The following is a 21,155-nucleotide window of genomic DNA, read 5'->3' as shown; positions in this document are numbered from 1 at the left end:
GAAATTACATTGAATTTAATCGAACATTTTGGCTGGAATGATAAATGGCAAGAAAATAGAGGGGCTGTCGGGATTCCGGGCCGCGTCGTTTTGGAACATAAGAATATGTATCGCGTCGTTACCGATAACGGGGAGTGGCTGTCTACTTTATCCGGAAAATACCGCCATGAGCACGTTCACGGTGAATTTCCGGCAGTCGGCGACTGGGTAATGGTCGAACAGATGCCCGGAGAACAAAAAGGAATCATCCACAGCATCCTTCCGCGTTCTTCGCAGTTTTCAAGAAAAGCAGCCGGAGAAACTTCGGATATCCAAATTATCGCTGTTAATGTGGACTACGTATTTCTCGTCATGTCGTTGAATCATGATTTCAACGTGCGGCGTTTGGAACGCTATCTACTGGCCGCTTGGGATTCCGGAGCAAATCCAGTCGTCGTCTTGACGAAAAGCGATGAGTGCGAAGATCTCGCACCTTTCATCACCGAAGTGGAAAGCGTCGCATTCGGCGTTCCGGTCTATGCCGTTTCCAGTGTGACCGGCGCGGGAATCGACCAATTGCAGAAATTGCTCGAAGACCACAAGACCGGCGCGCTTTTAGGCTCGTCCGGAGTCGGAAAATCCAGCTTGATCAATGCCTTATCCGGCAAAGAATTAATGGCTGTCCAAGACATCCGTGAAGACGACAGCAAAGGCCGCCACACCACCACACACCGTGAATTGGTTCTGCTTCCGGGAGGCGGGTTATTGATCGACACTCCAGGAATGCGGGAATTCCAGTTGGGCGATTATGAAGAAGGCGTTGAATCCGGCTTCTCTGATGTCGAAGATTTGGCAGAACTATGCCGTTTCCGGGATTGCGAACACAATAACGAGCCGGGATGCCGGGTACAGGAAGCATTAGCGAGCGGTGAATTGAAATATGACCGCTACCAAAGCTACCTTAAGCTTAAACGGGAACTCGCCCATATGGAGCGGAAAAGCAATTTGGCCGCTCAAAAAGCAGCCCGCAATAAATGGAAACAAATCACGAAAGACAGTCGAAAACGCCCTGTCCAAAAGCGTTGAATCGGAAACCCATGCCAAAAAGAAGCAACTTCCCCTTAAATGGAGAAGTTGCTTCTTTTTCATTTGCCTGGTTCAGTTAAGCCATGTTTCACTGCATACAAGGCCGCTTGCGTCCGGTCCTGTACTTCCAGTTTCGCAAAGATATTGGAAATATGGGTTTTCACTGTTTTTTCGGTTACAAAAAGTGCCGAAGCGATTTCCCGATTGCTTTTCCCTTTCGTCAGTTCAGCGAGCACTTCCTGTTCACGAGGCGTCAATAAATTGATGGTGTGGGGAGCCGGGGCTACTGGTCCCTTGGCAAGCTCGGAAGTCGCTTTCGGATGCAACGTGTTCTCCCCGCGCATTAAACTGCGAAGCGATGCCACCAGCTCATCCGGCTCAATATCTTTTAATTGATACCCAGCTGCCCCTGCTTCCATCGCTGGTACGACATGGTCGCGGTCTGAAAAACTCGTAAGCATCAAGACAATTATGTCCGGAAACTGTTCTTTGATTTTTCGTGTTGCCTGGATGCCGTCCATTTCCGGCATCACTAAATCCATCAAGACGATATCTGGCTGAAGCTGAACAGCCATTTCAACCGCTTCTCTGCCGTTGACGGCTTCTCCCACAACCTCAATGTCTTTTTGGGTTTTCAGGAAAAATAATAACCCACGCCGTACGACGTGGTGATCGTCTGCAATCAATACTTTCATCGGGTCTCCCCCTTTCCCTAATAAGGAATTCTTACAAGAATTTCGGTTCCTTTGCCGATTTCACTTGACCAATCGACGGTCCCACCTTCTGCTTTTGCCCGGTCCCGCATGCTTTGGACGCCGATAGACGGCAATTGCAGCCGTTCATCCACGATAAATCCTCGGCCCTCGTCTTTGATGACCATTAACACATCCGAAGAAGTCACCGTCAAAAATAATTGTGCGTTGTTGATCCCAGAATGCTTGCGGATATTATTCAACGCTTCTTGTGCGATGCGGAACAAAGTTTCTTCTGTACGAGAAGGCAATTGGATCACGCCGGTCACTTTCATTTCCAATGTCAATCCGAGCATTTCCCCGTAGGCTTGTATCGCTTCAAGCAAACCGCTTTCGAGTCCCTTTGGACGCAGCTGCCATATAAGTGCGCGCATTTCATTGAGCGCTTCTTGCGTCAAGTGTTGGATATCGCGGAAAGTGCCTTGGACATTTTCCTCTTCAGACATTTCGATGCCGCCGCGTGCCGTCAACGTCACTGAAAACAGCAATTGATTGACCGAATCATGCAGATCGCGAGCCAGCCGGTTGCGCTCTTTGACCAGCGCCATTTCCTGTTCCTGTTTCGTCAAGCCGATGCGTTTAATCGCTGAACCAATCTGAAAAGCTACCGACTCCAATAAAGCCAGTTCATCTTTTGAGAAGCGGACCGTGTCCGGAGCTGCAATATTCAACAAACCGAATTTTTCTTCGCCCGATTGCAGCGGAACCGTGGCGTGATGCGTAATTCCTCCGTGGTCCACGGCATTAGCTGCAATCGAGTTTTCAATGCGCTGGCAAGCAATGATGTTTGAAGCTTTTTCCAAATCCCCGTCATGGTAACGTTTGACACACCAGCAGCCGCCTTTTTGCAAATGCCGGCATTCATTTCGCTGAAGGGCTGGCGGAAGGTTTGCATGAGTCACTAATTGATGCTTGCCTTTTTCGTTGATAAAAAAGATCCATGCGCTTTCAAAATTCGAGCCATTCAATAGTTTCCAGACCGCTCCGTCTAGCATCCGTTTCATATCGGTTTCTTCGTTCAATAATTCGGCGATCTCTTTTAGCAATGTCACATTTGAATGTTCGTCCATGACCATTTTCTTCACCTCTTTGCCAATACTCTTACTTTACACGTTTTTACAGTTTCTATGCCTCGTACTTTCGAATGAAAAAGCCCCCTTGGCTAAGGGAGCTTTTAAATTAGCGGTTATTCAATTCGTTGACGAAGGATTCTTTGATGAATTCCAGTTTTTCGTCGCTTTCCTGCTCGGTCTCAGCCGTTACTCCGAAATAGTATTTCACTTTCGGTTCCGTGCCGCTTGGCCGCACACAAACCCACGACCCGTCTTCCAAGAAGTATTTCAAAACATTCGACTGCGGCAATTCAATTTTTTCATTCGTGCCGAGGTCGACAAAAATCCGGTTCTGGGTTTCGTAATCTTCGATCGAAGCTACAGGAATTCCCGCAATGGCTTGCAGCGGTTCATTTCGAAGCCCTTCAAGCAATGCGCTGATTTCGCGTGCGCCATCGACGCCTTTTTTCGTGATCGACACGAGCGATTCGCGGTACCAGCCAAAACGTCCGTATAATTCGACCAATACATCGTGAAGGCTCTTGCCTTGTGACTTATAGAACGCAGCCGCTTCGATGACGAGCAAGACCGATTGGACAGCATCCTTATCACGTGCAAAGTCGCGGATCAGATAGCCATAGCTTTCTTCGTATCCGAAAAGAAAATCAAAAGTCGGATTTTCATCGTTATGCTTGAGTTTTTCACCAATGAATTTAAAGCCTGTCAATACATCTTCGCAATCCGCTCCGTAAGATTCAGCAATCACACGGCCGAATTCCGACGTGACGATGGTTTTAAAGATACGGCCTTTTTCAGGCATCGTGCCTTTTTCTTTTTTCTGGCTGAGTAAATACTCAATTAAAATGGCGCCGGTTTGGTTGCCCGTCAATAATTCGTAATGCGTGCCTGTCCAGACAGCAAGACCTACGCGGTCTCCATCGGGGTCGACAGCGATCAACACGTCGGCACCGCTTTTTTCTCCGTATTTCATCGCGATTTCAAAAGCGGAGCCTTCTTCCGGATTCGGCGATTTCACCGTCGGGAATTCTCCGTCCGGCTGCATTTGCTCGTCCACATAGACGATATCGATATAGCCGGCTGTATCAAGCAGCCGTTTAACGGTTGCCCCTGATGCTCCGTGGAGCGGCGTAAAGACCGCTTTGATCGGCGCTGCCGTGTGTTCCTGTACTGTAAGGGCATGGTCGATATATACTTTATCGATCTTTTCATCAATTCGGACCAGCAATTCCGGTTCGAAGTGTTCATTTTCAATCTTCAATTCGTCTTCTACTTTTCCGACAAAGCTGATGACTCGGTCTGCATCCTCCAAGTTCAATTGTGCTCCATCTTCGCCGTAGACTTTATAGCCGTTATATTCTGGCGGGTTATGGCTTGCAGTGATGACAACGCCCATAAAGGCATTTAGATACCGCACACTGAATGATAATTGCGGAGTTGTCCGCGGCCCATTATAAAGATACGTATGGATGCCGTTTGCAGCGAATGTCCGAGCCGCTTCTTCGGCGAATTCCGGCGACATTCTTCTGCTGTCATATGCAATGACGATGCCGCGGGCTTTTGCTTCTTCACCATTGTCAGTTATGTAATCAGCGATTCCTTGGGATGCTTTTCTGACAGTATACACATTCATCCGGTTCGTGCCCGGGCCAATTTCCCCGCGCATGCCCCCTGTGCCAAATGTTAAATCCTGATAAAATGCGTCTTCTGCCATCTTTTCATCGTCTTTCAGGAGCGTCAAAGCTTCCCGTGTCAATTCATCCAGCCGGTCATGTTCAAGCCAACGTTTGATCCGTTCCTGCCATGTCATATCCATCCCACCATTTCTATGAGTCTTTACCATTCAGTTTACCAAATAATCCAGAAAAAAACCGCTTCTTTGTGAGAGGCGATTGTGTAGAGCATCAAGAAATCAGTCGAATTAAAGCATCCATTTTTATAGACCGCTTCGGCGCTATGGACAGGATTCCCACAATAAGCCGAGGATGCAAGGCAGCAGATAAGCTATTAATGTACCATCACGCTTTTAAACTCCTACTCTTGCGCAAAACAGCTGCGGAGTAACGGTTTCTGAATGCAACTTAGTAAATTTTATTTTTAATATACTGAAAAACCGCTTCTTTGTAAGAAGCGGTTCAGGATTAATCTTTTTTGTATTCTACGTTGTAGACGTCGTGGCGACGGTCTTTCAATTGCTTGACCGTCCCGTTTTGGCGCTGGCGGCGAAGAATCTCAAGATCTACATCCCCGATTAACACCATTTCCAGGTTCGGATTGGTTTCACCGACGATGCCGTCGCGGGCAAACTCGAAATCAGATGGTGCAAAAATGCCGGACTGGGCATATTGGATATCCATGTTTTCCGTTTGCGGCAAGTTGCCGACTGTTCCCGAGATGACCGTGTAGATCTGGTTTTCCACAGCACGGGCTTGTGCACAATAGCGGACGCGCAAGTAACCTTGGCGGTCTTCTGTACAGAATGGCGTAAAGATGATATTTGCGCCCATATCCGTTGCAATGCGGGCAAGTTCCGGGAATTCGATATCGTAGCAGATTTGAATCGCGATCTTCCCGCAATCCGTATCAAATACGCGCACGGAATCTCCGGCAGAAATCCCCCACCATTTGCGTTCATTCGGCGTGATATGGATTTTGTATTGTTTATCGATCGATCCATCACGGCGGAATAAATACGCAATGTTGTAGATCTCGTCATCTTCTTCTTTGACGAAATGCGAGCCCCCGATAATGTTGACATTGTAGCGCACCGCAAGATCCGTAAACAATTCAATATACTGAGGTGTATATTCCGTTAATTTCCGTACCGCTTGGCTCGGAGACGGTTCGTTTAGGAAAGACATCAATTGCGTCGTGAAAATCTCAGGGAAAACCACGAAATCTGAATGGGCATCTGATGCAACGTCCACAAAGTATTCCACTTGGTTCGCTAAATCATCGAATGATTCGATTGCGCGCATCAAATATTGAACGACGCAAATGCGCACTGGCAGACTCGTTTTAAAATGGCGTTTCGAAATCGGCTTATAATCCACGTTATTCCATTCCATCAATGTCGCGTATTTACCGGATGCAATATCATCCTGCAAATAATTCGGGTTGATGCGCATCAATTGGAATCCATTCATCAACTGGAACGTCAAGACCGGATCGTAGATTTTATGGCGTGAAACAGCGTCCACATATTCTCTAGGAGACATTTCATCTGAATGTTTATGGTAATTCGGAATGCGTCCGCCAAGAATGATCGACTTCAAATTCAATTCGCGCGCCAATTCTTTTCTTGCTTCATACAGGCGCTGGCCAACTTGCATACGGCGGTAATCCGGATGGACCATCACTTCAATTCCGTACATATTGTAGCCGTCCGGATTGTGGTTCGTGATATAGCCGCCGTCGGTTACATCGTCCCATGTATGGCGGTCATCGTATTCATCAAAATTTATTAAGAGGCTGGAACAAGAACCGATCACTTTGCCGTCAAGCTCTGCCACCAATTGCCCTTGTGGGAAAACCCCTAAATGGCTTCGTAATTGTTCTTCTTTCCATGGATCCATTCCAGGAAAACAGAGGCGCTGCATTTCCAAAATCGCGCTAATATCTGAATAGGTCATTTCCCGGATGATCATGCTTTTTTCAAAATGGGATAAATCGAATTGTTCTGGCACTGCAGCCACTCCTTCACAAAAGTTTCAAACTTTATTATATAGGAACGCTGTCCAGGTTGATATTATTTTACTTGCTGAGCCAGAACATTTATAATTTCAAAGATGTTACTATAGAAAAGAGGGACTTTCGTGACGAAACGTCAAGATAATATTTTGCTCTCCATGTGGGTCGTAGCACTTGTTGCTACAGCCGGCTCCCTTTATTTTTCTGAAATCAGAGGCTACGTTCCTTGTACGCTATGCTGGATCCAACGCATTTTCATGTATCCGCTGGTTCTCATCATCGGCATTGCCTACGCTCAGAAAAATGTACGGATTGCTTTGACTGCCCTGGTATTTTCACTTATCGGCGGATGCATTTCGCTTTACCATTATGGGCTGCAAAAGCTGGACTTCCTGTCTGATTCCGCTCCTTCTTGCGGACAAGTTCCATGCACTGGGGAATACATTAACTGGCTAGGATTTATCACCATTCCGTTTTTAGCGCTGACTGCATTCATCTTAATTGCCGGAATGAGCATGTACTTACTGAAAACCCTTAAGGAGGAAGCGTAAAGTGAATACGAAAACAAAGAAAAGCGGTATTTCAAAATTAATTTGGATTGCTGCAGCCGTAGTTATCATCTTTGGACTTATCATCTTTTTGACCAATCAGTCCAATAAAAGCAAATTAGCCGATAATCCATACGACAAAGAAGATTTGAACCAAGCGACGATTGACCAGCTGGATGACGAGAACTACCAGAACATCGCGTTGCCGGATGAAGTCAATGAGCAAATCCAAAGCGGGGAACCGACTACGGTTTACTTCTTTAGCCCGACTTGTCCGCATTGCCAAGCAACAACTCCTATTCTAATGCCAACAGCAGAAGATATGGATGTGGAAGTTCTCCAATACAACCTATTGGAATACGACCAAGGCTGGGAAGATTATTTCATCGAAGCAACGCCTACACTCGTCCATTATGAAGACGGCGAAGAAGTCGCGCGTTGGGTCGGAGCACAACCGAAAGAAAACATAGAAGAATTCTTTAATCAAGTCGTTCTAAAATAATAAGATATAAAGGGTCATGTGCGGTGCGCATGGCCCTTTCATTTGGAGGAATCGTTATGGCGTGGAGCTATACTATACAAGACGACGGCATGACCGTCGAAGAATTATTGAGGAAAGAATGGGGCCTCGGCAAAAAAGTGGTCCATGAAATGCGCATGGCCAAAAGTGTGAAGAACAAGAAATTCCAGGAAGTGATCTGGAAAGAACCTCTTGAAAAAGGAACCGTGCTGCAATTCGAGCTGCCGCCTGCCGCATCTCCTTACGAGCCGAAGCATGACATAGAATTGCCGATCCTTTTCGAAGACGATCATTTCATTGTGGCACGCAAACCGAAAGGCATGGCCACTCATCCGAATGAAGTCGGACAGATTGATACGTTCATCAATGCCATTCTCGGCCATATCATCCGGGGCGGCGGATCTTACGGCGAGCATGTCCATCGCCTTGACCAAGGCACATCCGGCCTGTTGATGGTCGCAAAACATCCTGTCGCGAAAAATGTGCTGGATCGCATGCTTGAACAAAAACAGCTGGTGCGCGACTACGAAGCGGTAGTAAAAGGCAAAGTCCACAACAAATCCGGGACGATCGATTTCCCGCTTGGCAAAGACCGCCATCACCCAACCCGCCGCCGTGTCTCGCCTACCGGGCAAAGTGCTGTCACGCATTATAAAGTGCTAAAGCAAATGGAAGGAAAATCATTGCTGCATTTGACGTTGGAAACTGGCCGCACGCACCAGATCCGGGCGCATTTGTCCCATATCGGCCATCCGATCATCGGCGACGAAATGTACGACGGACCAGCGACACAAGACGGTGCATACCATCTTCATGCATTCCGCATGTCGTTCATCCATCCCTTCACCCATGAAAAAATTGTCGTAGAAGATTCTGCGCGTTAAAAAAAGCCGCCAAATTTGGCGGTTTTTTTTATAAGCTGATTTTATCCGGATGCGTTCCTGAACGCCAATCCTGGTTTAACCCGTCGATCATTTTCATTTCCTCTTCCGATAAGGAGAAGTTATAGACATTCGCATTTTCAATTATGCGGGATGGCGTCACCGATTTCGGAATGACGATGAGATCACTTTGCAAATGCCAACGGATAACTACTTGCGCAATCGATTTTCCGTGGGCTTCTGCAATTTTTGCCAATACAGGATCTTCCAGCAGTCTGCCGCGTGCAAGCGGTGACCAGGAAGTAATGGCAATATTATGCTCTTCACAAAATTGGCGCAGCGGTTCTTGCGTCAGTTGAGGGTGGAGCTCAATCTGGTTGACCATCGGCTTCGTGTTCGCAGTAGCGAAAATCTTTTCCAGATGGTGGATCTGGTGGTTAGATACCCCGATCGACCGCACCAATTTTTCATCGTATAGACGCTGGATTGCACGGTAAGTATCAACAAAAGTTTCCGGAATAGCCCAATGCGTCAAATACAAATCCAAATAATCAAAGCCAAGGCGCTCAAGCGACGCCTCAAAAGCACGGAGTGTTTGATCATATCCTTGGTCGGTGTTCCAAACTTTCGAAGTGATGAATAATTCATCGCGTTTAACCCCAGACGCCCGAACTGCTTCTCCAACTTCCCGTTCGTTCTCATAAACTGTGGCCGTATCAATCGCAGGATATCCCGCTCCTATCGCAGCTTCCATCGCTTTTAGCGCTTCATCCGGCTCTTTCATTTTATACACGCCGAGTCCGAAGCGAGGCATTTCAACGCCATTATGTAAGGTTTTTGTTGATTTAATCGTTAATTCCATGTCAATCATCCTTTCTCTCCTTTATTGTACAAATAACTTCCACTTATTTCGACTATTACGATTTCTTAAAAAGGGTTGCATTTCATAATAAAAGCGAATAATATAGTGGATGTTGTTTAAATCGTTCGTGTTTGAAAGGAAGTAATTCAATGTTTCACTTAAAAGAAAATGGAACGACTGCCAAAACAGAAGTTTTAGCTGGAATGACCACTTTCTTGACGATGGCTTATATCGTCATCGTCAACCCCGTTATTCTCAGCGCTGCAGGCGTGCCTTTTGACCAAGTTTTCCTTGCGACCATCATTGCCTCCGTGATCGGCACCTTGTGGATGGCGCTGATGGCCAATTATCCGATTGCCATCGCTCCCGGTATGGGGTTGAATGCCTATTTCACTTCCATGGTTCTTGGATCGGATGGAGCCATCGATTATATCACTGCTTTTAGCTCTGTATTTGTGGCTGGACTTCTTTTTGTTATTTTATCATTGACGCCCTTGCGTAAAGTATTGATCCAAGCGATTCCTGAAAACCTGAAGCATGCCATTACAGCTGGCATCGGACTGTTCATCGCCTTTATCGGTATGCGCATGAGCGGACTTATCGTCGCTAATGATGCCAATCTTGTCGGTCTAGGGGATTTGACTTCAGCGCCAGTCATCTTGACCTTAATCGGCTTATTCATCACTTTGATCTTCATGTCGCTGAATATTCATGGCGGAATTTTCTTCGGAATGATCGCTACTGGAATCATCGCCTTTTTCACCGGCCAACTGAAATTTGAAGGAAAACTTTTGGAACTTCCCTCGCTGCCGGATGGCATCATCGTCTGGAATCCGATAGAAGCCTTCCAGATGGTTATCGATTTCGGCTTATACGGCGTTGTTTTCTCCTTCCTGTTAGTTACCTTGTTTGATACGACGGGCACCATGGTCGGTGTCGCAAAACAGGCCGGCTTGATGAAAAACAATAACATGCCGCGAATGAGACAAGCCTTGCTTGCCGACTCAATCGCCGGTACAGCCGGCGCCATGGTCGGCACTAGCCCGACTACCGCTTTTGTGGAATCTTCATCAGGAGTTGCTGCAGGCGGGCGCACAGGTTTAACGACGTTAACGGTAGCCATCTTGTTTATCTTGGCTGCATTCTTCAGCCCGCTTGTCGCCGCCTTATCAAATGTCGCAGCCATTACAGCACCTGCTTTGATCATCGTCGGCAGTTTGATGATCGGCTCTGTGAAAAACATCGAATGGGAAAAATTCGATGAAGCTTTTCCTGCATTCTTGATTGTTCTTGCGATGCCATTGACATCGAGCATTGCAACCGGAATCGCACTCGGCTTTATCTCTTATCCGCTTATGAAAATCTTTAAAGGAAAATGGAAAACGGTACACCCGATTCTCTATATATTCGCTGTCCTTTTCGCCATTCAACTTTTTATTGCACCGCATTAAGAAAAACGAAAGCGCCAGTATAGATTTAGCGGGCATAAGAGGCTTTGGCTCATGCCCTGAGAATTTGGACGCTTGAGTCTGGACGCAAAAAAACCGCCCTTCGGGGGCGGTTTTTTGATTGATTAAATTCTAGCGGTGCGGTTTGAAACAGCTGCACTGATCAGCAAGACGATGGCGCTAAGCAAGTGCATTGCCCAGCCGATAAGCGGGAACCACGAAATGAGGCTTGTGATAATCCCAAGAATCGAGCCTGCTTTTGGAGAGTATTCACGGAAACAGAAGAATAGCGTAATGGCGTGAAGGACGAACATGACGCCTAAAACACCGTATCCTGTGCTTAAGACAACAGAACCTCCGATAAATGGAATCGCCAGGAACGCCTCTGCTAGTCCCGTAATCCATAACAATGCTACAGAAATTTTCATTCTCATTATTGAATCATCCCTTCTTTTAATGCCTTTCTTTATATACGTTTGGCCAAGCGATAAGTTTCGTTTTCTTCAGCAAATCAAACAGCTTCCGACAAAACTTCTCCATATTTGGCTGGAGAGTTATATTTCATTTTTCCCGCCTTTGCGCTATACTAAACAAAGATGCAAATTTCAAGGAGGTCGTTACTTATGAACTTAATCCTTATTTTAGGTATTTGTGTAGCGTTCCTAGCTGCTATTTTCACTGCAGGCTACGACGACAAACCAGGTACTCCAGAAGACAGATAATGAAAAGGCTGTGCAGTAAGTCAAATAAAGACTTACTGCACAGCCCTTTTGTTTTTAATAATGCGTATGATTATACTATCGTTTCTGTTTCTGTTTCTGTTTCTGCATCGCTGCGCTAGCTTCGAAACATGGCAGGGCGTTTCATCGCTGCGCTAGCTTCGTCGAAAAAGGGTTGTCCCAAATTGCTTTTGGGACAACCCTTTTTCCTATTTCAATCCTGGATAATCCTGTTGGCGCAGCGCTTCATACATTAAGATAGCAGCTGTATTCGACAAATTGAGCGACCGGATATTTTCATTCATCGGGATTCGCAGGCAATGATCAAGGTTCGCATCGATCAACTCTCTTGGCAAGCCTTTCGTTTCCTGTCCGAAGACGAAGAAATGGTCTTTTTCAACATCCGAGAAATCGAAAGTCGTATACGTTTTCGTTCCAAATTTCGTAATGTAATAAAATTCGCCGTCTGCATAACGATCGAATAACTCTTGAAGCGAATCGTGGTAATGGATGTCGACGTGCTCCCAATAATCGAGTCCAGCCCGTTTCAGCATTTTATCATCCGTTGAAAAGCCAAGCGGGCGAATCAAATGCAATTTTACTCCTGTACCTGCGCACGAACGTGCAATATTCCCTGTATTTGCTGGAATCAGCGGTTGGTATAAAACAATGTGTATAGCCAAGTTCTTTCACTTATCCTTTCAATTCTTCGGCGTAGAACGCCAATCCTTTTTGAATTTCTTCTGCCACTTCCGCATCCTGTTCGACGAGCTGGGCTTGTTTCAATGCTTCAAACCCTGATTCGGTGCCGATCTTCCCGATAGCCCATGCGGCCGTTCCGCGAATAACCGGCCGTTCATCGCTTTTCAACAGCTCGATCAATACAGGCACAGCCGATTCTTCTTTAAAATGGGCCAATGCCAGAATCGCATTCCGCTGAATCGGCTTTTTGCCTCTCCAAGAACCCGACACATAACCGAACTTCGCTTTGAATTCTTTATTGGAAATCTTAAGCAAAGGCTCTAAAAGCGGTTTCGCAATTTCCGGATCCGGTTCAAATTCCATATGGATTTGATTTGCCTTGCGCTTATTCTTCGGACAGACCGTTTGGCACGTATCGCAGCCATACAACCGGTTGCCGATGACGCCCCGGAACTCGTCCGGCAAAAAGCCTTTCGTCTGGGTTAAAAATGAAATGCAGCGCGTTGCATTCAATTGGCCGCCTTCAACAATCGCCCCTGTCGGACAGACATCGATGCATAACCGGCAATCTCCGCATTGGTCTTCCATCGGCTCATCGTAACGGAACGGGATATTGGTGATCATTTCCCCCAAATAAACGTAAGAACCGAATTCCGGTGTAATGATGGATGTGTTTTTCGCACTCCAGCCGATTCCCGCGCGTTCGGCCACGGCACGGTCAGATAGCTCGCCAGTGTCCACCATTGAGCGCATGCGCGCTTCCGGATAATGGGCTGCAATAAATGCCTCAAGCAGGACCAACCGCTCTCTTAACGCCGCGTGGTAATCTTTTCCCCAGGAAGACCGCGAAAAAATTCCGCGGCGTGCACCTTTGACGCCTTGAGGCGCATCTTTCATTTTTGAAGGATACGCAATCGCAATGGCGATGATGCTCACTGCTTCATCCAGCAGTAAATCGGGCCGGATCCGCTTTTCAATATCGGGTTCTTCAAAGCCGGATTGGTATTTCAATTGCTGCTGGCGGATCAGCCGATGCTTTAAATTATAAAAAGGCTCTGCCGAAGCAAAACCGATTTTATCAATTCCGATCTCCGAGGCATACGCAACAAGCTCTTCTTGAAATTGATCGAGATTCATGCTGTAACCCCTCAATTCTATTCTATGATACTATAATGATTAACTACTATTACTTGAAAGGAAGAGTGCCATGAAAGCTTCCATCGACCCTCATATCAAAGAAATCCTTCCTGATTTTAAAATAGGCATCATTCATTATAACAATATCACCGTTTCCGATTCACCTCAAATGTTAAAAGGCCGCCTTCAGCTTTTCCAGGAGCAATTGTATTTCGACTTGGATGAAAAAGAGTTGACAGATTTTCCGGGCCTGTTGGAATGGAAACTGGCATGGAAAGCGTTAGGTGCAGATCCGAACCGCTACCGCCACTCCGCAGAAGCCCTGTTCCGCCGGATCAAAAAGCAGAATTACTTGAAGCCGGTGCATTCAGGCGTCGACATGAACAACTTCCTGTCGCTGCAATACGAAATTCCGCTTGGCCTTTACGATGAAGACAAGATCAGTGGCGATGTGGAAATTACATTAGGTACGGACCAAGACCAGTACGAAGGCATTAACAATCGCTTGAATACACTTGCCAATATCATTGTGGCAAAAGACAGCCAAGGGCCGTTCGGCAGCCCGTATGTCGATTCCATCCGGACCGCTGTCACAGAAGAAACCAAAAATGCGCTCCACATCTTTTATTTGCGTCCATCGATGGACCGCGATACGGCGCTTGAACTGTTGACCGCTGCATCCAATATGTTCACCGGCATCAACGGCGGCGACGCTGAATTTTATATTCTCTAATTTGGAATTTGCCCCGCCTCCTTCCCGAGCGCTAGGCAGATTCTTTTTCTTTCCGAAAAAAATGCAGTAAACTCGGGGTAGCTCGAATTCGAGAGTTTTTCACAGACTCACAGAAATTCGCTAATTTCCAATAAATGAGGGATCGCCAGTGAAAAAAGTCCACAGTGATATTATTCAATTTCGCGGCAGCCATTATGATTTCGGTTTTAAACAAGGCGAGTTGTTAAGGGATTCCTTTATCCTCCCCAACCGCAAAAAACAATGGGGCTCCAAAAACAAAAATTTTCTAATAGATGAAACACAGGCAACCAACACGCTGCTTGCGTTTGCTCCGAGAATTTGGGAGGAAATCAATGGATTGGCCGATGCACTCGAATGGAGTATGCAAGACGCCATCCGCGAATTCGGCGGCTATTATTTGGAATACACGAGAAGCGGCTGTTCGATTTTTACAAGCAGCGCATACATGGTCCGCAATTACGACAGCTCTCCCGAAGGCTACGAAGGACGGTTTGCCCTGTACCAGCCGACAGACGGCGGCTATGCCACAATCGGACCGACCATGCAAATTACCGGCAGAACCGACGGGTTAAATGAAAAAGGGCTCGTCATGGGCTATAACTTCATCAATCGGCGCAATTCTGAAGACGGTTTTATTTGCAATATGATCGGCCGGTTGATCTTAGAGAATTGTGCAACTGTGGAAGAAGCGATTGAATTGCTGGAAGAAATACCACACCGCCGTTCTTTCAGCTATGTGCTGCTCGACCGAAGCGGGAAATCCGTAGTCGTTGAAGCTTCTCCACGCTCTGTCGTTGCACGCACTTCAAACGTTTCCACCAATCATTTTGAATTGCTGACAGAAGAAAACCGCTACCAGATGAAAGATTCGATTCGCCGTGAAGAAACCATTCGCACCCATTTAAACGAAGCAACAGATGCCTACAGCGCCTTTCGCAGATTGAACGATTTGGAACAAGGCGTCTTTTCGGAGAAATACAGCACGGCTTCCGGAACGCTCCATACCGCTTTTTACTTCCCGGAAAGCTTGGAAGTCGGTTTTGCCCTCGGTCCGAATCGCTTGCCGCTCCTGTTTGATTTTAAGAAATGGCTGCAAGGCGAACGACTGCTTGCTAAACGCATCAACGGAAAAATCGATACGAAACTGCCATTCCCGCATATGGCAGAAATGTAAAAAAAGCGCCCTCCACCGGGCGCTTTTTATATTTGCTTAAATAAACTGCTTATCCAAATGGGCAAAACCGATATCTGTATCGATCTCCCCGTAGATTTTATGTTCGGTGAGGTCTTCTCCCGCCAGCCATTTTTTGAAATCAAAAATTTCTGGTTCCTGATTGCCCCCTAAAGCAAACCATACCGTCAATTCTTTCGGCAAATAAGCAGATGTGTGGATGGTTCCTGCCCAGCTCTTATACAACTTTGAAAACACACCTTTATCTACATCATTGAACAGGCGAAAAGCCTGATAAGCATCCTGCGTTGCATCCGGCTGCTGCCTGATCGCATCCAAGCGTTCATACGAATCGTTTAAGTAATTCCGGTTTTCATGTTGTTGAATTTCAAAATGGTTGGTGCACGCCGCATCCTTCCTGACATCGACTGCTCTCGGGCTTGCTTCAATGATGGCAGACTCGCCGCTCTTATCTTGCACAACGTAGCTAAACGAACCGCGATGCGGAATTTCTTTTAAAAGTGCAACTGCTTCTTGAATCGTCGAACAAGTCTCAAGCATGATCCGGCCAATCATATAGCAGACAAATCCGTCTCCCGGCTGTTTCCGATGCGTGAAATTATACCCCATCGCAAAGCCCTTCTCATTCATGCCATCCATGCGCCCCGTTATGCGGGAAGAAGGCCCAATAAAGGCATAGCCGCCATCCGTTGGCTGAAACAGCAAAAAACGCCCTTCATAAGTCTGAGGATGGAAATCATAATTGCGGACCAAGAAGTCATCTCCTGTCACAATCGAACAGCCAGACGGCATCGCATCGATGCGGCAGCCTCCGAAATCCCTTAGCACTTCCTCCATCGGCAAATCCAAGCTTTCCTGAAGCCCAAGCAACTCTTCCCAAATCCCCGGAGCAAACTGCAAAAAGGCAGTTTTGGTTTCATTTACATCAATTTTAAATCTCGGCCGTTTCGCTTTCCATTGCTTTCTGCGGTTATCCAAAATAATGGATTCCCTTAACCGTTCTCCTTGCATCTTTCCAAACTCATAATGGCTGCCACGGAATTGAAAAATATCGCTATGTATCTGCTTCATAGGCTCCTCCTTCTGCTTTTAAACACATTTTCTCCCGTCATTATATCAAGCAAATAATGGATAAAGACAGGAATTGTGCTTTTTGCCGGTTTCTTTAATAGACTCATGGAGCATATATGCCTCTAATTCTTCTTTTAAGACACTTAACAGCTGCAGAAATACTTTAGTGGAATAACTCTTCCTATTGATTAAAAAGTGTTTCTACAGCAAGCTCCCAAGCTTTTCAGCGATAACCCTCTTCTTCTTCTTCAATAAAAGAGCATAAAAAAACACTTCTTGCATGAAGCAAGAAGTGTTTCAGCATCCGCTAAGCGGTGCAAAGTATACCGGCGGTCGGGGTCGAACCGACACTCCCGTGAAGGAACGGGATTTTGAGTCCCGCGCGTCTGCCAATTCCGCCACGCCGGCTTAATCGAATTGGACAAGATTTATCTTAACATAGCTTTTATAAATTGCACAAGCCTTTTTTGCGAAAAGTCTCATCATCCGTCTAAATACATAAGCTATGAAAGCCGCTGCCAAAGTCCAAAGAAAAACAGGGCTTTGAATATCAAAGTCCCTGTTTTTATTTTAAAGGAAAATATTAAGGATGAAATAGATGGCTGCGGCTAATGCTGCCGATATCGGCATCGTAATCACCCAAGTGATCAGCATCGTTTTACCGGTTCCCCATTTCACGCCTTTAAGCCGATGTGAAGCTCCTACCCCCATGATGGAAGAGGAAATGACATGCGTTGTACTAACCGGTAAATGAATGAATGTCGCTCCGAAGATAACGGCTGCTCCAGTCAAATCAGCAGCTACGCCATTGACAGGACGGATTTTCATAATCTTGCCGCCAACGGTCTTAATGATCCGCCATCCACCAACAGACGTCCCCAATGCCATTGCGGCAGCACAAGTAGCTTGCACCCATAACTGAATATCATCTGAAGATTGGTAGTTGTTGACGATCAACGCCATTGTGATAATCCCCATCGCTTTTTGTGCGTCATTCGTACCATGCGAAAATGATTGCAAAGCCGCTGTCGCAATTTGAATCAAGCGGAAGTTTCGATTCGTTTTCGTTAAATTATTATTTTTGAATACTACTTTAAAGATACTATATACAATATACCCCACAGCGAAAGCCAGAATAGGCGATAAAATCAACGCTTGGAGAATTTTTATAAACCCTCCGTAATTCAATGCTGCAAATCCTGCCGCTGCAATGGCAGCACCGGCGATAGATCCGATTAAAGCATGAGAAGAACTACTCGGAATTCCGTAATACCAGGTAACCAAGTTCCAAGTGATTGCAGCAAGCAAAGCGGCTAAAATCACCACCGACCCATTCGTCAATGTAAATGGATCAACAATATCCTTCGTGATTGTTTTTGCTACTCCTGTAAATGCCATAGCTCCGACAAAGTTCATTACCGCAGCAAGCATAATTGCATGACGCGGCTTTAAAGCTTTTGTAGAGACTGCAGTAGCTATTGAATTGGCTGTATCGTGAAAGCCATTGATAAAGTCGAATATTACAGCAAAAACGACAATTAAAACTGTTATTAGCAGAACCATATCCATCGGTCATCTTGCTCCTTAAGCGTTTTTCATGATAATAGACTCAAATGTATTTGCTACCTTTTGGCAATGGTCTGCAATTTCTTCAAGCTCTTCATAGATTTCTTTATATTGAATGATGCGGATCGGATCTTTTTCCGTCTGGAAGAGATGTTTGATCGCATGGCGTCTCGTCACATCACATTGGGACTCGTAATCTTTTATTTTAATGGCGTGCTCTCTCATAGCCGGCAATTTCTTAGCAGACATCAAATCCACAGCCGTTTCGATTTCAATCGTGCTGAGGCGGATCGCTTCTACAAACTCCAACATGAATTCATCCGCATTGACGATTGAATACATTTCAAACATTGAGGCAGTATGATCTAAACCATCTAGCACATCATCCATGCTCATAGCCAGTGCGAGAATGTCTTCTCTTTCAATAGGCGTGATAAAAGCGTTGTTCAAGTCCTGGATGACTGTATGGACATAATTATCGCCTTTTGTTTCATAATCTTTCATCGTATTGGAGAAAATCTTCAAATCACTGATTTCCCGCAATTTATAGTCAGCAAAATAAGCTGCACTCTCTTTTAAATTCAAAGCGATATCCCCTAGTAGAACTGCAAACTTATCTTTTTTCTTGAAAGCCATTTTCTTACCTCCGCTAATTTCTAAAATAAATTCAAAGCTAGATTATAATAGCTCTTTTTAATCTTTTTTAATAGAACTTTAATCCCAACTTTACAAAACCTTAATAAAACAAATGATTATGAATTCCCAGTTTAATCTATTCGATTTTCTTTAATCTCCATTTCTGTAATAACGTAACGGCTGCTGGTCTCCTTCGCCATTTAATCTGATCTCTGTTAAAGAGAACTTCTCAAATTAGCTAATTTAGTATAAAACATTCCATAGAAATTAGAAAGACTTTTATCTCCTACGTCCTAGCCTGCATACAGCTGGAAACCGGTTTGTTTCTTTTTTAAATCTTCCTGATATTTTCTTCCTTCCCTTAGATGGAGATCTTTCATAAAAGAATTCATTGAGGAGATCGTCCGCAACTCGATTTAAATCTCTTAACCTCATTCCTGGGCCCCGATAAACGGTTCTGTTCTATACAAATTCATCCTATGAAAAACTGCAGATGCGTACTTTTATTTCGCTCATTGCTGTTTAAACATCCTTTTTCAAAACCATTTCCTACCCTCTTATTTAAAGCACAAAAAAACCTTCAGCATCCGAAGATGTTGAAGGTTTTATGAAAGGACAGGCAGGTCCTTTGCAAGATACCGGCGGTCGGGGTCGAACCGACACTCCCGTGAAGGAACGGGATTTTGAGTCCCGCGCGTCTGCCAATTCCGCCACGCCGGCATAATATAAATGGAGGCGGCAACCGGACTCGAACCGGTGATAAGGGTGTTGCAGACCCATGCCTTACCACTTGGCTATGCCGCCAATTTTATGGAGCGGAAGACGGGGGTCGAACCCGCGACCTCCACCTTGGCAAGGTGGCGTTCTACCACTGAACTACTTCCGCAAAAGCTGGGGTACCTGGATTCGAACCAGGGCATGACGGGATCAAAACCCGTTGCCTTACCGCTTGGCTATACCCCAATAATAAGATGGGGCGGACGAGGGGAATTGAACCCCCGAATGCCGGAATCACAATCCGGTGCGTTAACCACTTCGCCACGACCGCCACTTTACTATTTTTATAAGTGCATTTAATTGAAATTAAAACATGGGGCGGACGAGGGGAATTGAACCCCCGAGTGCCGGAATCACAATCCGGTGCGTTAACCACTTCGCCACGACCGCCATCATATAATTTTAAAATTGGCAGGGGCAGTAGGAATCGAACCCACATCGGAGGTTTTGGAGACCTCTGTTCTACCGTTAAACTATGCCCCTAAAAACTGGTGGTGGGGGGCAGATTCGAACTGCCGAACCCGAAGGAGCGGATTTACAGTCCGCCGCGTTTAGCCACTTCGCTACCCCACCAAAAATGGTGCCGGAGAAAGGACTTGAACCCTCAACCTACTGATTACAAGTCAGTTGCTCTACCAGTTGAGCTACTCCGGCATGGAGATGAAAATTAAAAATATGGTGGGTCAGGACGGAATCGAACCGCCGACACTTAGAGCTTCAATCTAATGCTCTACCAACTGAGCTACTGACCCACATTTGAAAGATTAAAAATGGCGGTCCCGACCGGGATCGAACCGGCGATCTCCTGCGTGACAGGCAGGCATGTTAACCGCTACACCACGGGACCATTTGGTTGCGGGGGCAGGATTTGAACCTGCGACCTCCGGGTTATGAGCCCGACGAGCTACCGAACTGCTCTACCCCGCGACAATAATAATTGAGTTTATTTCCTATATTATAGAAGAAACTCATATTTACAAGTTTTACTTATGTATTGTAAATGGTGGAGGATGACGGGATCGAACCGCCGACCCTCTGCTTGTAAGGCAGATGCTCTCCCAGCTGAGCTAATCCTCCAGATATATAATGGTGACCCCTACGGGATTCGAACCCGTGTTACCGCCGTGAAAGGGCGGTGTCTTAACCGCTTGACCAAGGGGCCATTAATTTGTATGGTTCATTTGGATATTGCTACTGGCGGAGAGCAAGGGATTCGAACCCTTGAGACGGTTGCCCGCCTACATGATTTCCAATCATGCTCCTTCGGCCACTCGGACAGCTCTCCAAAAGAATGGCTCCGAAGGTAGGATTCGAACCTACGACCATCGCATTAACAGTGCGGTGCTCTACCACTGAGCTACTTCGGAATAATATTATCAGCCTGGCAACGTCCTACTCTCACAGGGGGAAACCCCCAACTACCATCGGCGCAAAAGAGCTTAACTTCCGTGTTCGGGATGGGAACGGGTGTGGCCTCTTTGCCATCACTACCAGACTAATATTTATTTTGAAAGACAAGTTTTATTATACCAATTCTGACCGGTATTTCAAGCTTTTTTTAAAAAAACTTTTGCCTTATTCTTTCAAAACTGGATATTCGACATTGAATACAGGAAACGCGCTCTTCACAAAGCCATATTGGTTAAGTCCTCGATCGATTAGTATTCGTCAGCTGCACGTGTCGCCACGCTTCCACCTCGAACCTATCTACCTCATCGTCTTTGAGGGATCTTACTTGCTTGCGCAATGGGAAATCTCATCTTGA

The 21,155-nt window shown here is 45.9% G+C and carries 18 protein-coding genes, 17 tRNA genes and 2 rRNA genes; 7 read left to right on the top strand and 30 right to left on the bottom strand.

What is annotated here, in order from left to right; translation table 11 throughout:
* The first annotated feature begins 3 nt into the window (after positions 1-3).
* The gene (gene rsgA, locus NFU07_RS17395; protein ID WP_251480554.1) at positions 4-1,065 is read left to right on the top strand and encodes a ribosome small subunit-dependent GTPase A; all 1,062 of its coding nucleotides are present in this window, start codon (positions 4-6) and stop codon (positions 1,063-1,065) included.
* Between the two features lie 59 nt (positions 1,066-1,124).
* On the opposite strand, the gene NFU07_RS17390 is transcribed toward rsgA, so the two are convergent.
* From NFU07_RS17390 to NFU07_RS17375, 4 genes are all read right to left on the bottom strand, one after another.
* On the bottom strand, positions 1,125-1,760 hold the full coding sequence (locus tag NFU07_RS17390) for a response regulator (protein WP_251480507.1): 636 nt from the start codon (positions 1,758-1,760) through the stop codon (positions 1,125-1,127).
* Positions 1,761-1,777: 17 nt separating this feature from the next.
* Complete coding sequence (locus NFU07_RS17385; RefSeq protein ID WP_235198632.1) at positions 1,778-2,893, bottom strand: GAF domain-containing sensor histidine kinase; 1,116 nt, start codon at positions 2,891-2,893, stop codon at positions 1,778-1,780.
* Between the two features lie 103 nt (positions 2,894-2,996).
* Complete coding sequence (locus NFU07_RS17380) at positions 2,997-4,697, bottom strand: phospho-sugar mutase (RefSeq protein ID WP_251480505.1); 1,701 nt, start codon at positions 4,695-4,697, stop codon at positions 2,997-2,999.
* A 331-nt stretch (positions 4,698-5,028) separates the two neighbouring features.
* On the bottom strand, positions 5,029-6,573 hold the full coding sequence (locus NFU07_RS17375) for a carbon-nitrogen hydrolase family protein (RefSeq protein WP_251480502.1): 1,545 nt from the start codon (positions 6,571-6,573) through the stop codon (positions 5,029-5,031).
* 129 nt (positions 6,574-6,702) lie between these two features.
* On the opposite strand from NFU07_RS17375, the gene NFU07_RS17370 reads away from it, so the two are divergent.
* From NFU07_RS17370 to NFU07_RS17360, 3 genes are read left to right on the top strand one after another with little or no spacing between them, the layout of a single operon-like run.
* On the top strand, positions 6,703-7,128 hold the full coding sequence (locus NFU07_RS17370) for a disulfide oxidoreductase (protein WP_235198631.1): 426 nt from the start codon (positions 6,703-6,705) through the stop codon (positions 7,126-7,128).
* A gap of 28 nt (positions 7,129-7,156) precedes the next feature.
* Complete coding sequence (locus NFU07_RS17365; RefSeq protein WP_251480551.1) at positions 7,157-7,627, top strand: thioredoxin family protein; 471 nt, start codon at positions 7,157-7,159, stop codon at positions 7,625-7,627.
* A 56-nt stretch (positions 7,628-7,683) separates the two neighbouring features.
* Positions 7,684-8,529 carry an RluA family pseudouridine synthase gene (locus NFU07_RS17360; RefSeq protein ID WP_251480499.1) on the top strand — a complete coding sequence of 282 codons (846 nt, stop codon included), beginning with the start codon at positions 7,684-7,686 and terminating at the stop codon, positions 8,527-8,529.
* Between the two features lie 28 nt (positions 8,530-8,557).
* Here NFU07_RS17360 and NFU07_RS17355 read toward each other — a convergent pair whose 3' ends face one another.
* Positions 8,558-9,388, bottom strand: coding sequence for an aldo/keto reductase (locus tag NFU07_RS17355; protein ID WP_251480549.1), 831 nt, complete (start codon positions 9,386-9,388; stop codon positions 8,558-8,560).
* A 149-nt stretch (positions 9,389-9,537) separates the two neighbouring features.
* Between NFU07_RS17355 and NFU07_RS17350 the strand changes: the two genes are divergently transcribed.
* Positions 9,538-10,839: an NCS2 family permease gene (locus NFU07_RS17350; RefSeq protein ID WP_251480496.1), complete on the top strand. Its 1,302-nt coding sequence runs from the start codon at positions 9,538-9,540 to the stop codon at positions 10,837-10,839.
* A gap of 122 nt (positions 10,840-10,961) precedes the next feature.
* Here the strand turns inward: NFU07_RS17350 and NFU07_RS17345 are convergent, their stop codons facing one another.
* The 3 genes from NFU07_RS17345 to queG all read right to left on the bottom strand — a co-directional run bounded on the left by NFU07_RS17345 (position 10,962) and on the right by queG (position 13,394).
* Entirely contained in the window at positions 10,962-11,270 is a 309-nt protein-coding gene (locus NFU07_RS17345; protein WP_251480482.1) for a hypothetical protein, read from the bottom strand.
* A 494-nt stretch (positions 11,271-11,764) separates the two neighbouring features.
* The gene (gene trmL / locus NFU07_RS17340) at positions 11,765-12,238 is read right to left on the bottom strand and encodes a tRNA (uridine(34)/cytosine(34)/5-carboxymethylaminomethyluridine(34)-2'-O)-methyltransferase TrmL (RefSeq protein ID WP_235198626.1); all 474 of its coding nucleotides are present in this window, start codon (positions 12,236-12,238) and stop codon (positions 11,765-11,767) included.
* A 10-nt stretch (positions 12,239-12,248) separates the two neighbouring features.
* Positions 12,249-13,394, bottom strand: coding sequence for a tRNA epoxyqueuosine(34) reductase QueG (gene queG / locus NFU07_RS17335; protein WP_251480472.1), 1,146 nt, complete (start codon positions 13,392-13,394; stop codon positions 12,249-12,251).
* Positions 13,395-13,464: 70 nt separating this feature from the next.
* On the opposite strand from queG, the gene NFU07_RS17330 reads away from it, so the two are divergent.
* Both NFU07_RS17330 and NFU07_RS17325 read left to right on the top strand, forming a co-directional pair.
* Entirely contained in the window at positions 13,465-14,127 is a 663-nt protein-coding gene (locus NFU07_RS17330; protein WP_251480469.1) for a B3/B4 domain-containing protein, read from the top strand.
* Between the two features lie 148 nt (positions 14,128-14,275).
* Positions 14,276-15,322 carry a C45 family autoproteolytic acyltransferase/hydrolase gene (locus NFU07_RS17325; protein ID WP_251480466.1) on the top strand — a complete coding sequence of 349 codons (1,047 nt, stop codon included), beginning with the start codon at positions 14,276-14,278 and terminating at the stop codon, positions 15,320-15,322.
* A 36-nt stretch (positions 15,323-15,358) separates the two neighbouring features.
* On the opposite strand, the gene NFU07_RS17320 is transcribed toward NFU07_RS17325, so the two are convergent.
* The 22 genes from NFU07_RS17320 to NFU07_RS17215 form a co-directional block, all read right to left on the bottom strand.
* Entirely contained in the window at positions 15,359-16,411 is a 1,053-nt protein-coding gene (locus NFU07_RS17320) for a C45 family autoproteolytic acyltransferase/hydrolase (RefSeq protein ID WP_251480463.1), read from the bottom strand.
* 324 nt (positions 16,412-16,735) lie between these two features.
* Positions 16,736-16,819 (bottom strand) — tRNA-Leu (locus NFU07_RS17315).
* 162 nt (positions 16,820-16,981) lie between these two features.
* Positions 16,982-17,980, bottom strand: coding sequence for an inorganic phosphate transporter (locus NFU07_RS17310; RefSeq protein ID WP_251480460.1), 999 nt, complete (start codon positions 17,978-17,980; stop codon positions 16,982-16,984).
* A 15-nt stretch (positions 17,981-17,995) separates the two neighbouring features.
* Positions 17,996-18,613 (bottom strand): DUF47 domain-containing protein, encoded by a 618-nt coding sequence (locus tag NFU07_RS17305; RefSeq protein ID WP_251480458.1) that lies wholly within the window; start codon positions 18,611-18,613, stop codon positions 17,996-17,998.
* A 636-nt stretch (positions 18,614-19,249) separates the two neighbouring features.
* Positions 19,250-19,333, bottom strand: a tRNA-Leu gene (locus NFU07_RS17300).
* Between the two features lie 10 nt (positions 19,334-19,343).
* Positions 19,344-19,417: transfer RNA gene (locus NFU07_RS17295), tRNA-Cys, on the bottom strand.
* Between the two features lie 7 nt (positions 19,418-19,424).
* A tRNA-Gly gene (locus NFU07_RS17290) sits at positions 19,425-19,499 on the bottom strand.
* 5 nt (positions 19,500-19,504) lie between these two features.
* Positions 19,505-19,576 (bottom strand) — tRNA-Gln (locus NFU07_RS17285).
* A gap of 9 nt (positions 19,577-19,585) precedes the next feature.
* A tRNA-His gene (locus NFU07_RS17280) sits at positions 19,586-19,661 on the bottom strand.
* A 43-nt stretch (positions 19,662-19,704) separates the two neighbouring features.
* Positions 19,705-19,780: transfer RNA gene (locus tag NFU07_RS17275), tRNA-His, on the bottom strand.
* 19 nt (positions 19,781-19,799) lie between these two features.
* Positions 19,800-19,873: transfer RNA gene (locus NFU07_RS17270), tRNA-Trp, on the bottom strand.
* Between the two features lie 6 nt (positions 19,874-19,879).
* A tRNA-Tyr gene (locus tag NFU07_RS17265) sits at positions 19,880-19,963 on the bottom strand.
* A gap of 5 nt (positions 19,964-19,968) precedes the next feature.
* Positions 19,969-20,044 (bottom strand) — tRNA-Thr (locus tag NFU07_RS17260).
* A gap of 22 nt (positions 20,045-20,066) precedes the next feature.
* Positions 20,067-20,142, bottom strand: a tRNA-Phe gene (locus NFU07_RS17255).
* Positions 20,143-20,161: 19 nt separating this feature from the next.
* Positions 20,162-20,237, bottom strand: a tRNA-Asp gene (locus tag NFU07_RS17250).
* Positions 20,238-20,240: 3 nt separating this feature from the next.
* A tRNA-Met gene (locus tag NFU07_RS17245) sits at positions 20,241-20,317 on the bottom strand.
* Between the two features lie 74 nt (positions 20,318-20,391).
* Positions 20,392-20,467, bottom strand: a tRNA-Val gene (locus NFU07_RS17240).
* A 10-nt stretch (positions 20,468-20,477) separates the two neighbouring features.
* Positions 20,478-20,552, bottom strand: a tRNA-Glu gene (locus NFU07_RS17235).
* A gap of 33 nt (positions 20,553-20,585) precedes the next feature.
* Positions 20,586-20,675: transfer RNA gene (locus tag NFU07_RS17230), tRNA-Ser, on the bottom strand.
* 7 nt (positions 20,676-20,682) lie between these two features.
* Positions 20,683-20,757, bottom strand: a tRNA-Asn gene (locus NFU07_RS17225).
* Positions 20,758-20,769: 12 nt separating this feature from the next.
* Positions 20,770-20,885: ribosomal RNA gene (gene rrf / locus NFU07_RS17220) — 5S ribosomal RNA — on the bottom strand.
* A 143-nt stretch (positions 20,886-21,028) separates the two neighbouring features.
* A 23S ribosomal RNA gene (locus tag NFU07_RS17215) occupies positions 21,029-21,155 on the bottom strand; the annotation flags it as partial.

Source organism: Planococcus sp. NCCP-2050 (assembly GCF_023708025.1).
Taxonomy (GTDB): domain Bacteria; phylum Bacillota; class Bacilli; order Bacillales_A; family Planococcaceae; genus Planococcus.
The sequence above is the reverse complement of the archived record's forward strand: the minus strand, read 5'-3'. Positions and strand labels throughout refer to the sequence as shown.

What these genes read in the sequence shown, in the direction of transcription:
- NFU07_RS17350 (WP_251480496.1), top strand. Translation starts at nt 9,538, where the DNA reads ATGTTTCACTTAAAAGAAAATGGAACGACTGCCAAAACAGAAGTTTTA.
- NFU07_RS17320 (WP_251480463.1), bottom strand. Translation starts at nt 16,411, where the DNA reads ATGAAGCAGATACATAGCGATATTTTTCAATTCCGTGGCAGCCATTAT.
- NFU07_RS17380 (WP_251480505.1), bottom strand. Translation starts at nt 4,697, where the DNA reads ATGACATGGCAGGAACGGATCAAACGTTGGCTTGAACATGACCGGCTG.
- NFU07_RS17385 (WP_235198632.1), bottom strand. Translation starts at nt 2,893, where the DNA reads ATGGTCATGGACGAACATTCAAATGTGACATTGCTAAAAGAGATCGCC.
- queG (WP_251480472.1), bottom strand. Translation starts at nt 13,394, where the DNA reads ATGAATCTCGATCAATTTCAAGAAGAGCTTGTTGCGTATGCCTCGGAG.
- NFU07_RS17360 (WP_251480499.1), top strand. Translation starts at nt 7,684, where the DNA reads ATGGCGTGGAGCTATACTATACAAGACGACGGCATGACCGTCGAAGAA.
- NFU07_RS17390 (WP_251480507.1), bottom strand. Translation starts at nt 1,760, where the DNA reads ATGAAAGTATTGATTGCAGACGATCACCACGTCGTACGGCGTGGGTTA.
- NFU07_RS17305 (WP_251480458.1), bottom strand. Translation starts at nt 18,613, where the DNA reads ATGGCTTTCAAGAAAAAAGATAAGTTTGCAGTTCTACTAGGGGATATC.
- NFU07_RS17310 (WP_251480460.1), bottom strand. Translation starts at nt 17,980, where the DNA reads ATGGATATGGTTCTGCTAATAACAGTTTTAATTGTCGTTTTTGCTGTA.
- NFU07_RS17345 (WP_251480482.1), bottom strand. Translation starts at nt 11,270, where the DNA reads ATGAGAATGAAAATTTCTGTAGCATTGTTATGGATTACGGGACTAGCA.
- NFU07_RS17355 (WP_251480549.1), bottom strand. Translation starts at nt 9,388, where the DNA reads ATGGAATTAACGATTAAATCAACAAAAACCTTACATAATGGCGTTGAA.
- NFU07_RS17330 (WP_251480469.1), top strand. Translation starts at nt 13,465, where the DNA reads ATGAAAGCTTCCATCGACCCTCATATCAAAGAAATCCTTCCTGATTTT.